The sequence below is a fragment of the Bradyrhizobium sp. 22 genome (genome assembly GCF_000482425.1).
Classification (GTDB): Bacteria; Pseudomonadota; Alphaproteobacteria; order Rhizobiales; family Xanthobacteraceae; genus Bradyrhizobium; species Bradyrhizobium japonicum_B.
Genome location: NZ_KI519401.1, coordinates 112,915 through 125,663, shown reverse-complemented (window position 1 = coordinate 125,663; position 12,749 = coordinate 112,915). Strand labels below are relative to the sequence as shown.

Genomic DNA, 12,749 nt, shown 5'->3' with positions numbered 1-12,749 from the left:
CCCCGGGGGAATTTGCCTCCGCACCAGCCCGCAGCGCTCGGTAACGCCGGATCGTCTTGCGATCGATCCCCGTCAGCCTGTGGATCTCGCGCTGGCTGGCGTTGCGATCGAGTAATGTAAATACAGTGCTTTGCAGGTGTGGCTTCAAGACGTTCAACTCCCAGTCCCCTTGCTCGATAAAAGGGGACGAAAATAAACGTCCTGCCGGACCGGCTACCGCTGTTCAGCGGCGCTGCCGGCGATCATCAGGTGGGGGAGTTTCAAGTGACCATACCCGGGGGATTTTGACCGACCCACGGGGTAGACCGGTTTTCCGTAACGGGATATCCGGTCCACAACCTCACAATACGCTCCACCATGGCACCAAGTGCGAAACCAATCACGACATCGCTTGCCCAATGCGTAAGGATTACGACTCTCGATAATGAAAGGCCTACGGCTAAGGCTCTTATCGTTCTACGCGGCAGCGGTGGCACCGTGCCCGCAGCCGAAGCAAGGGCACCATGTGCAATGCATGACCCGAAGGGAAGGCGTCTTCACGCTGACCGGAAAGGGATACCCGTTCAAATGACCGAGCACGGTCCTTCGGTCAGGACGCGTCTGGTTGATCAAGGCTTTGAACCCAAGTGGGATCAGGGCGGTTGCCGCGGCTACGAGGAGCGCATGATTGCCAGCCCGCTGAAGCCGCTCCGACCTGCCCCGGGTTGCTGCCCACCCCGCGAAAGCAACGGCCAAAAGGATGTGTTCGTCAGCGCCTCAGGTCAGACCGCGGGCGACGCGCTCGATGGAAGAATTGGTATTGCGGGCCACCGCGTTCGCAATGAGGATATCCGGTTTCGTTGGCTTTATGGTTCTCCAAGTCATTGAATTCGTACCTTGCAAAAAAGATCGGACTCCGGATGATGACCAGAGTTCCACGAGATCTCAGCAAGCCGAACCAAACATTCTGACCGCGAAAGTTCCACGCGCATTGGAGTTGCGTGTCGTTAAAAGGTAAGAGAAACCGGTGAGGGCCGGAAGTCGGGGCGAGCAAGAGCATGGAAGCAGGCGACGGCGCGGCCGCTGGAGAGGATACGGGGCCGCAATTTCTATCTGGGGGCGGCGCGATGGGTCGCCTTATGCGGCGACACGATTGGGCGAGCACGCCCTTCGGCCCGGTAGTCAAGTGGCCGCAGAGCCTGCGGGCGGCCGTCAGTATCTGTCTTGGGACAAATTTCCCGATTGCGATCTACTGGGGCAACGAACTGGCACTGCTCTACAACGATGCCTGGAGCCCCATCCCTGGCGAAAAGCATCCCTGGGCCCTTGGACGGCCGGGGCGCGAAGTTTGGCCAGAAATTTGGGACGATATCGGTCCGCTTTATGAAAAGGTCCAGTCAACCGGCGAAGGCGTCTGGCAGGAAGACCAGCTGCTGCCGATGCGCCGCCATGGCTACACGGAGGAATGCTACTTCAATTTCACCTTCAGCCCGATCAGGGGCGAACACGGCCGCGTTGAAGACATTTTCAATGCAGTGGTCGAGACAACCTTCAGGGTCGTCGGCGAACGGCGCGAGCGGACCTTGCGCGAGCTCGCCGAGCGCGTCTCAATGGCCCGGTCAGAACAGGAAGTGTTCGACGTCGCCGTCGCGATGTTCGCCGCGAAAGCGGCGGACGTGCCATTCGCGTTGCTTTACAGGCTGGACGAAGCAAGCAATTGCGCTCGGCTGGTCGGCTGCTCGCAGCTTGTTGAGAACGGAATTGCGAGCCCCGCGACCATCGAGTTGGGCGACGATCAGGCCGCATGGCCGACCCGGGAGGCTCAACAAGGGCGTACCATAGCTGTTGAAGGCTTGACCGCGAGGTTTGGCGAGCCCCTCCCCGGCGGCCCGTGGCCGGAGCCGTCCGATTGCGCCCTGGTTGCGCCGATCGCGGCGCCGCTGCAGGACCGCGCGATCTCCGGTTTCCTTGTTGCAGGTGTAAGCCCGAGACGCGCGCTGGACGATGAATACCGAGCCTTTATTGAGCGGGCGGCCGCCCACATCGCCACGGCGCTGATCAACGTCCGTGCTTTTGAGCAGGAGCGCCGCCGGGCCGAAGCACTTGCGGAAATAGACCGCGCCAAGACGGCTTTCTTCTCCAACGTCAGCCACGAGTTCAGGACCCCCCTCACGTTGATGCTTGGGCCTCTTGAAGAGGCAATGGCAAGCGACATCCCTGACGCTGTTCGGGCTCAGCTGGATCTAGCGTATCGCAACAGCGGCAGGCTGTTGCGGCTGGTCAACGGTCTGCTCGACTTCTCGCGGATCGAAGCAGGCCGCGCGACGGCCAAATATAAGCCAACGGATCTTGCCGCGTACAGTGCCGACGTTGCTTCCAGTTTCCGCTCGGCGATGGAAAAGGCGGGGCTTGAGCTGCGCCTGCGCTGCGCGCCCCTCCCCTCCCCGGTCTACGTGGACCGTGATATGTGGGAGAAGGTACTGCTGAACCTGCTCTCCAATGCATTCAAGTTCACCTTCCAAGGGCATGTCGAGGTGTACGTCGGCAGCCGAACGGGCCAGGCCGTCGTCGAAGTCTCTGATACAGGCATCGGTGTAGCCGCCGGCGAATTACCGAAGCTCTTCGAGCGCTTTCACAGGGTCGAAGGTCCGCAAGGGCGAAGTTTCGAAGGAAGCGGCATCGGTCTCGCGCTGGTGCAGGACCTCGTGAAACTCCACGGCGGGACCATCAGCGCCGAAAGTGAGCTTGGCAAGGGAACTAGATTCCGTATTTCCTTGCCTTTCGGCAGCGCCCATCTTCCTGCAGAACAGCTGCAGGATGCCGTCGAGCCCTCGGCTTTATCGAGCCGAAGCCGAGAGTTCGTCGATGAAGCGGAGCGCTTGTTACCAGGGAAGCAGATGCAGCTGGGCGTGAGCGAGATCCTTCCCGAAGCGATGCCGGCAGGTACCGCGCGAGGCTTGGGAAAGGGCAAAAGCGTCGTGCTTGCCGACGACAACGCCGACATGCGCGATTATCTCCAAAGGCTGCTCGAGGACGAGGGCTATCACGTTAGGGCGGTGGCCGACGGCGAAGCGGCTTTGACCGTCATCAATCAGGCACGGCCCGACCTTGTTCTCAGTGACGTGATGATGCCGAAGCTTGACGGGTTCGGCCTGCTCTCCCGATTGAGGGCCGCGCCTGCCTTGGCCGATGTGCCTGTGATTCTACTTTCGGCGCGCGCCGGCGCCGAAGCTCAGGTGGAAGGCCTTGAAGCAGGGGCGGACGACTACCTAGCCAAACCTTTTGCCGCCCGCGAGCTCCTCGCCCGCGTCAATGCCAACATCCGGATGGCCGAGGTGCGCCGTGAACTTACGGCGGTAGTTCGTGAAAGCGAGGTGCGCTTCCGTAATATGGCCGACCATGCGCCCGTGATGATGTGGGTCGCCGACGCGACCGGAGCTGTCATTTATCTCAACAAGCTCTGGCATGACTTCACCGGTCGCGCCCCAGAGGCTTCTCTCGGCACGGGTTGGCTGGACGCCGTTCACGAGGACGATCGCCAGGCAGCTCAGGCAGTCGTGATGGGCACACAGCCAGGTCACGGCGCAACACGCGTGGAGTACCGGCTGCGCAAGGCCGACGGAGGATATCGCTGGGTGGTCAACGCGGCCGTGCCACGTCATTCTGAAGACGGCCGTCTCCTCGGTTCCATCGGCTCTGTCCTCGACATCGATGAGCGCAAGGAGGCCGAGCTTGCGCTGAAGGCACAAACCGAGGTGCTCGCCAGACTGAACCAGTCAGCAGCGGCGGTGGCCGGAGACCTAGATCTTGAGCGCGTGGTCCAAACGGTGACGGATGCCGGCGTCGCGCTTTGCGGGGCCGAATTTGGCGCCTTCTTCTACAATGTCCTCGACGAGTCCGGCGAAAGTTATCTCCTGTACACCCTGTCTGGGGTGCCGCGATCCGCTTTCGAGAAGTTTCCGATGCCGCGGAATACCGCCGTGTTCGGCCCCACCTTCGAGGGTTTGGGCATCGTACGATCCGACGACATCACCAAGGACCCGCGCTACGGCAAGTCGGCGCCATATCACGGCATGCCAAAAGGGCATTTACCGGTATGCAGCTATCTGGCGGTGCCGGTTCGGTCGCGATCGGGTGAGGTGATCGGCGGACTCTTTTTCGGACACTCCAAACCTGGCGTTTTTACACCTCTCGCTGAGGAAGGTTTGGTCGGACTCGCCGCCCAAGCGGCCGTCGCCATGGACAATGCCCGCCTTTTTCAGGACCGGCTGAAGGCCGAGCAGCAGCTGCAGAATTTGAACGCGGAGCTGGAATTGCGGGTCGCCAAGGAGGTGGCCGACCGCATGAGTGCCGAAGAAGCGCTGCGGCAGGCGCAGAAGATGGAAGCGGTCGGTCAGCTGACCGGCGGAGTGGCCCACGACTTCAATAACCTGCTGACCATCATCGTCGGCGGCCTTGACACCATCCGGCGCGCCAAGCCCGAGGACCATGCAAGGATCAAACGAGCGGCGGATATGGCTTTGCAAGGTGCCCAGCGTGCATCCAGCCTCACTTCGCGGCTGCTCGCGTTTTCGCGCCGGCAGCCTCTCACGCCGAAGCCGCTCGATCTCAATGGCCTGGTGCGTGATATGACGGAGCTGCTTCACCGCACTTTGGGAGAGCAGATCGAGCTGGAAGGCGTGCTTTCGCCGCGGCTGTGGACGGTCGAGGCGGATGCAAACCAGTTGGAGAGCGCCATCATCAACCTGGCGGTCAACGCGCGCGATGCGATGCCGGGTGGCGGCAAGCTCACGATCGAAACTGCCAACATGTTCTTGGACCAACGTTACGTGGAGACGACAGCCGAGGTTGTGCCCGGCCAGTACGTGCTCATCAGCGTCAGTGATACGGGCAGCGGTATTCCAAAGGATGTCGTTAGTCGGGTGTTCGAGCCGTTCTATACCACCAAGGAGGTCGGGCGCGGCACAGGCCTCGGTCTCAGCATGGTGTACGGATTCGTGAAACAATCAGGCGGTCACGTCACCATCTACAGCGAGGTGGGCGAAGGCACGACCGTGAAGATGTACTTCCCGCGGTATCATGGACAAGACATATCCGTCGAAACCTCAGAGCCGCCTGCTCCGGGGGGAAGTGCCGGCGAAACCGTCCTGGTGGTGGAGGACAACGAGGACGTCCGCTCCCACAGCGTGATGATCCTCAGCGAAATGGGCTATCGGGTTTTGCAGGCGGAAGCAGCGGATGCGGCCATCGCAATACTCGAGACCGATCAGCGTGTCGATCTGCTATTCACGGACGTGGTCTTGCCAGGTCGCAGTGGCAAGGTGCTCGCCGATGAAGCGATAAAGTTACGGCCGGAACTAAAAGTGCTGTTTACGACAGGGTACTCGCGGAACGCCATCGTCCATCATGGGCGGGTCGACGCCGGCGTCGAGTTACTGTCCAAGCCGTTCACATACGAACAGCTCGCTGCACGGGTACGCGACATTCTCGATCGAAACTGACCAACAGCGCAGCTCGCTTGTTGTGATCAAAACAGTACCCTGTCAGGAGCGGGCTTCCGGCCATCTGCACCGCATCAGCCAGATGCGCCTTAAGGTCCCGGTAACCCTTCACGGCAAGGAAACGTCTGATCTCGGGGATATCAGAGCTGCGGTCCCCAGAAATCGCCTTCATCTCAGCTGCAAGATCTGCGGCGATCTGCCGGTCCCAGTGCCCCGGGTCATTTCTTAACACCTGGTAGGCGTCTATCTGCGCTCCGAGGTGGACCGTCATGACCTCCCCCCTTTCGCACGAGAGTAGGCGAAAAGGCGTTAGCGTCCTCAACGTCAAGCAGTCTCCGTAATCTTCCGTGTTCCTGCCCTGCCCTGGCCTGCCCTGCTGAATTCCGATAACTTCAAAAGCCATTCGTTAATTAAGCCAATGAAAGGGCTCGCGGCGTTCACTGCTTTTCAAAGATCAGATGACACCTATCATCTCCATAACATGTGGGGAAGAACATGCCGCGTCGCGTCCAGCGTCAGATTGAATGACATCCGATGGTGGCGGTCTGGTCCATTCCTTTATTGATGGCGGCTTCTGTGCTTGGCTTGATCGGCTGGAAGGCCGAGGCGGGTCGCGAGGCGGCGATCGGGCGAGCCGAGCAGGACATCAAAAACCTGGTCCACTCTTTGGCGCAGCATGCGGTGCACACCATCCGCGCGCCGATGTGGTGATGGCGGGCGTGGCCGAAATGCTGGCCTATTGCAAACCGGACAGGGCAGAGCGCCTCAACGGTTACTTGGCAAGCACGGTTCGCTCCCTGCCCCAATTGCGCGAGATCAAGGTACTCGATGCGCGCGGCGATGCAGTCTACTCCAGCGCCTTGCCGATCAGCGGCCACAACAATGCCGATCGCGAATACTTCCGTTACAATGAAAGCCATGCCGGCCCGGAACTCATGATCAGCGGGCCTTTCTCTTCGCGCACGACCTGCATGCCCACCATTGTGCTCTCCAGGCGCATCACCAATGCCGCAAATGGAGAGTTTGTGGGCGTCGTGATGGCATCCATCCTTACCGACTATTTCGGAAACTTCTACCGGGCCTTCGGCATCGCTGAACATGGCGGCGTAATCTTGATCACCGGCGAAGGCAGGGCACCGGTGCATCTTCCGTCGGGACCAGCGGCAAAGACCTTTCGCAGACTGACCTCTTCAAGGTGAAGCTGCATCAGGGGCGATCCGGCTTTTATGCCATTACGTCGCCCTTCGACGGTCTTAGCAAGTATTTCGGGTATGAGCAGGCGGAGGAGTACGGGTTGGTGGTGGCAGTCGCCCGCACGTATGACGAGATCGTCTCCTCCTGGCGGGCCGATCTCAAGATCGATGCGGCGGTAGCCGTCGGCCTGTTGCTCGCCATTCTGGCAATCTCGGTCGTTCTTGCCCGCTAATTCATCTATCGTGCGAGGCTTGAGCAGTCGCTAAGCGAGGGGGAGCGTAGGCATCGCCTGCTTGCTGACAAGATCGCGGATGTTGTGGTGGTCCTCGATAGCCGTGGCATTTGCCAATACGTCTCGCAATCGGTGTCCGCAGCCCTTGGCATGAGCGAAGAGCAGGTTCTCGGCCGTCCATATATTGATTTTGTCCACCCCGACGACCGGAAGATTTTGGCGCGGATCGGACATGGATGGCGGGACGATGATACCTCGGCTTCTGTCAGTTTCAGATGATGCATGCTGACGGTTCGACGGCGTGGTTCGAGGCGAATTTTTTCGGTCGATGGATGGGGCGCAACGCCGAAACTGTTGCGGTTTTGCGCGACATCACCCAGCGCAAAGCACTGGAAGTACAATTGTCATCAGCGAACAGGCGCCTATCCCAGCTGGCTACTACGGATGGCCTGACTCAGCTTGCGAACCGCCGCGGCTTTGACGCCCACCTCCGGGAAACCTTTTAGCGGCAAGCCTCGATGGCAGTCCTGCTGATCGATATCGACAACTTCAAGGGTTTCAACGATGCGCTTGGCCACCTGGCTGGCGACGAATGTCTTCGACGTATCGCAGTCGCAATTGCGACCGCAGCAAGTCACCTGAGCGGCCACGCTGCGCGATATGGCGGAGAGGAGTTTGCGATCATCATGCCGGGCGCGACCGAGAGCAAGGCTATCGCACGGGGAGAAGCCCTTCGGGGAATGGTCTGCGCGCTTGCGATACCGCACCCCGCGGGTGGCGGAAGCGTGACCGTCAGCGTCGGGGTTGCCGAGAAATCGAATAACGCCTGTGACGAGGCGGCTCTTGTCCGGGAGGCTGACATCGCGCTGTACCAAGCCAAGAGGTTAGGCCGAGACCGAACGGTCGCGGCCTCATCGCTCGAGATGCGGATTCCGATCGATGTCGCCCAGGATTCCGAGATGATCTCGCCCACCATTCCGATTTGAAGTCGCCCACCCGTTCCGAGATGATGTCGCCCACCATTCCGGGATGATGTCGCCCGGGTATCGAGACCTCTTCTGGCTCCCATAGGGTCAACCTTTCGGTTTTGCGAAGGGGGACCCTGGATGCCGACGGAGAGGCTTGCGATGCGCCGTGTGCGCGATGTGATCAGGATGAAGGCGGCTGGGCTGCCGAGCCGCGAGATTGCTCGGCGGATGGGCGCGGCGCCCTCGACAGTGCGGCTGACCATCCGGCGGTTCGAGGCCGCAGGCCTGAGCTGGCCGTTGCCCGACGGACTCACGGACGCGGCCCTGGAGGCCCGCCTGTTCGCCAAGACCGGCAATGGTAACCGGCAGGGTCATCGCCGCATCGCCGAGCCCGATTGGGCGGCGGTGCACCGAGAGCTCAAGCGCAAGCACGTGACGCTGTCGATCCTGTGGGAGGAGTACATCGGCGCCGAGCCCGGCGGATATCGGTACTCGCGCTTCTGCGAGCTTTACCGCGCCTGGGAGGGACGCCTGTCGGTGACGATGCGCCAGGCGCACGCGGCCGGCGACAAGCTGTTCGTCGACTACGCGGGCGACGGCGTCCCGGTGGTGGTCGACCGCCTCACCGGCGAGCGGAGGACGGCGCAGATCTTCGTCGCCGTGCTCGGCGCCTCGAGCTTCACCTATGCGCAGGCGACGTGGACGCAGGGGCTTGCCGACTGGATCAGCGCCCACGTCGGCACCTTGGCGGCGATCGACGGCGTGCCGGCGCTCTTGGTGCCTGACAACACCAAGGTCGCGGTCATCAAGGCGAGCCTCTACGACCCGCAGATCAATCGCACCTATGCCGAGATGGCGGCGCATTACGGCACGGCCATCTTGCCGGCGCGACCACGCAAGCCGCGCGACAAGGCCAAGGTCGAGCAGGCTGTCCTCATCGTCGAGCGCTGGCTGCTCGGCCGCCTGCGCCACCGCGTCTTCTACAGCCTCGCCGAGGTCAACGCAGCGATCGGCGAGTTGCTCACCAGGCTCAACGAGGAGCGGCCGATCCGGCGGCTCGGCGTGACGCGCCGCCGGTTACTCGAGGAGATCGACCGGCCGGCGCTCAAGCCGTTGCCGGCGAGCCCCTACGTGCTCGCCGAGTGGCGGATCCGCCGCGTCAGCCTCGACTACCACGTCGAGGTGGAGAAGCATTATTACAGCGTTCCGCATCGCTTCGCGCGTGCCGAGGTCGAGGTGCGGTTCACCGCCCGCACCGTCGAGATCTTCCACAAGGGCGAGCGGATTGCCGCGCATCAGCGCATGAGTGGCAATCACAAGCACTCCACCGTGCCGGAGCACATGGCCTCCAGCCATCGGCGCTACGCCGGCTGGACTATCGGGCGTATCCGTCAGGACGCCGCCGCGATCGGGCCGGCAACCAGCGCATTGTGCGACCTCATTCTCGACGAGCGCTCGCACCCCGAACAAGGCTTCCGCGCCTGCCTCGGCATCCTCAGGCTCGCCGCCTCCTATGGGCGCGAACGGCTGGATGCGGCGGCTGCGCGGGCGATCGACATCGGTGCGCGCACCTATGGCTCGGTCAAGTCGATCCTCGCCAACAATCTCGATCGGCGTCCCGCTCACCAGCGCTCCGCGGACGATGCGCCGATCCTGCATGCCAACATCCGCGGACCGCGCTACTACAATTAGGAGACCGTCCCTTGCTCACCCATCCGACCCTCGACCGCCTCAACGCCCTCGGCCTCCACGGCATGGCCAAGGCCTTCGCCGACATCGAAGCCGCCGGTGAGGCTGGCAGCCTCGGTCACGCCGAATGGCTTGCTCTGTTGCTCGAACGTGAAGCCTCGCTGCGGCACGACAAACGGCTCGCCACTCGCCTGCGCTACGCCAAGCTGCGCCAGCAGGCATGCGTCGAGGACATCGACTATCGCACCCCGCGCGGTCTCGACCGCCCGCTGTTCGCCAAGCTTGTCGAGGGCCGTTGGATCGACGACCACGTCAATCTCCTGATCTGCGGCCCGGCAGGCGTCGGCAAGAGTTGGCTCGCCTCGGCGCTCGGCCACAAGGCCTGTCGCGACAATCGCTCCGTGCTCTATCAGCGCGTCCCGCGCCTGTTCGACGATCTGGCGCTCGCCCGCGGCGACGGTCGTCACCCACGCCTGTTGCGTGGCCTTGGCCGTGTCGATCTGCTGATCCTCGATGATTGGGGGCTCGAGCCGCTCGATGCCGGCGCCCGTCACGATCTCCTGGAAATCCTCGAAGATCGCTACGGTCATCGCTCCACCATCGTCACCAGCCAGCTCCCCGTGGACCAGTGGCATCTGCTCATTGGAGATCCCACCTATGCCGACGCCGTGCTCGATCGCCTCGTCCACAATGCCCATCGGCTCGACCTCACCGGTGAGAGCCTGCGCCGAACTCGGCAATCCGCCCGAAAGACCTGAGCGCTGTGGACATGCCGCTGCGCTTGGACAACGCAATCGCGTTGTCCACATGCCCACAGCAACCGCAGAAGAAGAAAAATGGTTTGAGTTGGGGTTTCCGGTTGACCGCGCGGCTTGACCGGTGCCAGAGAACCAGCCGGCCAGAACGCCTCGCCGCTGGGCGAGATCAAATCGGAAAGGTGGGCGACATCGTCTCGGAATCCACGGGCGACTTCATATCGGTACGCCTGGGGACTTCGTCGGAATCAGCACTTCGAGACGGATGCATCCCCTTGCGACAGGATGATAAGTATCGTGCCGGATGATAATCCAGACACGGGGTTAAAGCTTGCGGGGGCCCGCTGAATACCCGGCAGCGGGGGGGCAGCTAGTGAGGAGAAACCAGCGCCGCCACGCTAAAGGCGAACAGGGAGGCCGCCGCCAGTGACCAGAGGGTGATGACAATCTGTTTTGGCATCATCCGATAACCATAGGAAGGACTGGCGGTTCCAACTTTCCTATGCCTGGGCTTGATCTAGATCAAAGGACTGAGCGAGGCGTGCGGCAGGCTTCGCAAATGACCAGGCACAAGCTCACAGCAGCGGAAGGATCCCCCTCAAGATTCTGGCCAAGACGAGGCGCGGCGGTGCTCCAGGCTTACATAGACGACCTGCGCGAAATTAATCAGCGCCTGAGGGGGCTTCTCCACTGGCTCCAGATCATCTTTTTCCCCAAGCCCGAGCAGATCCTACGGTTGCAGCGTGCGCTGTTCCCCACCGCCGCGCATGGGCGGCGCTTTTGAATATTTCGCGTGGCCAACCATCGTCTTTCTGCTAGCCGGAATCTGGTATTTGCTGCTCACCCGCTGACCCATCGGCCAGGTGAAGCGCCAATGACCTGCCCCTGAGTTTTCATCCAGAGGCAATTAGAGTCTCGGGGGTTTGTACGCCGATTGGCGCAGGTGGAGCAACGGGCGATCGGCGGAGCTGGTCGGGGTTGCGCAGCCGATCGCCCGTTGCGGTGAATGTGGCAGCATAGGCCGCCGGGGTGAGGTATTTCAGCGATGAGTGCGGGCGGTCGCCGTTGTAGTCGGCAACCCACGCCGCGATCTTTGCCCTGGCGTCGTCGAGTTCGAAGAACAGGGTCTCGTTGAGTAGTTCATCACGCATACGCCCGTTGAAGCTCTCGACGAAGGCATTCTGGATCGGCTTGCCCGGCGCGATGAAGTGCCAGTCGATGCCGGTGTCCTTGCACCAGGCCAGCATGGCGTTGCACGTGAACTCGGTGCCGTTGTCGGAGACGATCGAGCCAGGCTTGCCGCGCCGTTCAACGATCGCCGTCAGTTCCCGAGCCACCCGCCGTCCGGAGATCGACGTGTCCGGGACCGCGCCCAGGCATTCCTTGGTGACGTCATCGACGATATTGAGAACGCGGAAGCGCCGTCCGTTGGCGAACTGATCGTAGACGAAGTCGAGGGACCAACGTGCGTTCGGCTTCGCCTCGACCAGGATAGCCCGGGTGCCTGTCGCCTTGCGGCGAGCCCGCCGCTTGCGGACAGTGAGCCCTTCCTCGCGATAAAGCCGGTGGATCCGGTTGATCCCGGATGGCTCGCCCTCCCGCCGCAGCAGGACGAACAGCCGGCGATAGCCGAACCGGCGGCGTTCATTGGCCAGCTCGCGCAGCCGGGCGCGCAGCTCGATGTCCGGTGGCCGGCGAGAGCGGTAGCGGATCATCTTCCGATCCGCACCGACGATCGAACAGGCCCGCCGCTCCGACAGGCCCATCGCGGCCTCCAGATGCGCCACCGCGGCGCGTTTGGCGGCGGGCCCTACCATTTTTTTGAAAGAAGCTCGCGTAGCGCGGCCGCATCGAGCATCTGCTCGGCCAACAGCTTCTTCAGCTTCGCGTTCTCCTCCTCGAGCGCTTTCAACCGCCTGGCCTCGGAGACATCCATGCCGCCGAATTTGGCCTTCCAGTTGTAGATCGTCGCCTCGGAAATCCCGTGCTTGCGAGCCAGGTCGGCCGTCTTCGCCCCGGCCTCATGCTCCTTCAACACGGCGATAATCTGCTCTTCCGTGAACCTTGCTCGCTTCATCTGTCCGTCCTTTTCAGGCCGGACTCTAACTCCATCTGGAGGAAATACTCAGGGGCAGGTCAATTACCACATTTTCCCCTTCGGGCGAGGAACTTGTATCGGGGAGATTTATTGAATCGGCCGCCGATGAGGAGTGTTGCGTGATGACAGATGTTGAATCTGTTTGGATGCAGTGCGACAAGCACGCGTCGAGCTTAGCCGATACATCAATCCGCTCGATCTTCTTGGCGCCGTCGAAGCTCTTGATAGGCTGATCGATTTGCTCGATAGCGACAACGTGGATGCAGCGTTATCGCGCATCGACATTCGCAAGCATTTTAGGGTTATGGAATTCAGGTGCCCCGAAGAAGCTCC

The 12,749-nt window shown here is 61.8% G+C and carries 13 protein-coding genes; 10 read left to right on the top strand and 3 right to left on the bottom strand.

Features of this window, described 5'->3' with window-relative positions; all coding sequences use genetic code 11:
- Positions 1-260: 260 nt before the first annotated feature.
- A complete protein-coding gene (locus tag K410_RS41455; protein ID WP_349509814.1) occupies positions 261-476 on the bottom strand; it encodes a phosphatase PAP2 family protein in 216 nt (71 codons plus the stop codon).
- A gap of 91 nt (positions 477-567) precedes the next feature.
- Between K410_RS41455 and K410_RS41450 the strand changes: the two genes are divergently transcribed.
- Both K410_RS41450 and K410_RS37765 read left to right on the top strand, forming a co-directional pair.
- Positions 568-867, top strand: a complete 300-nt coding sequence (locus K410_RS41450) for a hypothetical protein (protein WP_349509786.1) — start codon at positions 568-570, stop codon at positions 865-867.
- A 170-nt stretch (positions 868-1,037) separates the two neighbouring features.
- Complete coding sequence (locus K410_RS37765) at positions 1,038-5,480, top strand: ATP-binding protein (RefSeq protein WP_049820491.1); 4,443 nt, start codon at positions 1,038-1,040, stop codon at positions 5,478-5,480.
- On the opposite strand, the gene K410_RS39000 is transcribed toward K410_RS37765, so the two are convergent.
- Complete coding sequence (locus tag K410_RS39000; RefSeq protein ID WP_155248810.1) at positions 5,428-5,751, bottom strand: hypothetical protein; 324 nt, start codon at positions 5,749-5,751, stop codon at positions 5,428-5,430. The two genes, K410_RS37765 and K410_RS39000, sit on opposite strands and share 53 nt — an antisense overlap.
- Positions 5,752-6,014: 263 nt before the next feature.
- Here K410_RS39000 and K410_RS40735 point away from each other — a divergent pair, with 263 nt between their 5' ends.
- The 8 genes from K410_RS40735 to K410_RS40125 all read left to right on the top strand — a co-directional run bounded on the left by K410_RS40735 (position 6,015) and on the right by K410_RS40125 (position 11,102).
- A complete protein-coding gene (locus tag K410_RS40735) occupies positions 6,015-6,191 on the top strand; it encodes a hypothetical protein (RefSeq protein ID WP_196232452.1) in 177 nt (58 codons plus the stop codon).
- Positions 6,191-6,679: a PDC sensor domain-containing protein gene (locus K410_RS0134985; protein WP_024343437.1), complete on the top strand. Its 489-nt coding sequence runs from the start codon at positions 6,191-6,193 to the stop codon at positions 6,677-6,679. The genes K410_RS40735 and K410_RS0134985 overlap by 1 nt, the downstream gene beginning before the upstream one ends.
- Entirely contained in the window at positions 6,676-6,906 is a 231-nt protein-coding gene (locus K410_RS0134980) for a PDC sensor domain-containing protein (RefSeq protein ID WP_024343436.1), read from the top strand. The genes K410_RS0134985 and K410_RS0134980 overlap by 4 nt, the downstream gene beginning before the upstream one ends.
- Before the next feature lie 3 nt (positions 6,907-6,909).
- Positions 6,910-7,185 carry a PAS domain-containing protein gene (locus tag K410_RS41600; RefSeq protein ID WP_080655027.1) on the top strand — a complete coding sequence of 92 codons (276 nt, stop codon included), beginning with the start codon at positions 6,910-6,912 and terminating at the stop codon, positions 7,183-7,185.
- 239 nt (positions 7,186-7,424) lie between these two features.
- Positions 7,425-7,892: a GGDEF domain-containing protein gene (locus tag K410_RS0134970; protein WP_049820489.1), complete on the top strand. Its 468-nt coding sequence runs from the start codon at positions 7,425-7,427 to the stop codon at positions 7,890-7,892.
- Between the two features lie 141 nt (positions 7,893-8,033).
- Entirely contained in the window at positions 8,034-9,566 is a 1,533-nt protein-coding gene (istA, locus tag K410_RS0134965) for an IS21 family transposase (RefSeq protein ID WP_080655029.1), read from the top strand.
- A gap of 11 nt (positions 9,567-9,577) precedes the next feature.
- The gene (gene istB / locus K410_RS0134960; protein ID WP_012041725.1) at positions 9,578-10,321 is read left to right on the top strand and encodes an IS21-like element helper ATPase IstB; all 744 of its coding nucleotides are present in this window, start codon (positions 9,578-9,580) and stop codon (positions 10,319-10,321) included.
- 625 nt (positions 10,322-10,946) lie between these two features.
- Positions 10,947-11,102: a hypothetical protein gene (locus K410_RS40125; RefSeq protein WP_155253860.1), complete on the top strand. Its 156-nt coding sequence runs from the start codon at positions 10,947-10,949 to the stop codon at positions 11,100-11,102.
- Positions 11,103-11,211: 109 nt separating this feature from the next.
- On the opposite strand, the gene K410_RS0134950 is transcribed toward K410_RS40125, so the two are convergent.
- Positions 11,212-12,395 (bottom strand): IS3 family transposase gene (locus tag K410_RS0134950; protein WP_155253859.1). Its coding sequence is split into 2 segments (ribosomal slippage): positions 11,212-12,143 and positions 12,143-12,395, totalling 1,185 coding nucleotides; the frame shifts between segments, so codons are not numbered across the junction.
- Positions 12,396-12,749 lie beyond the last annotated feature (354 nt).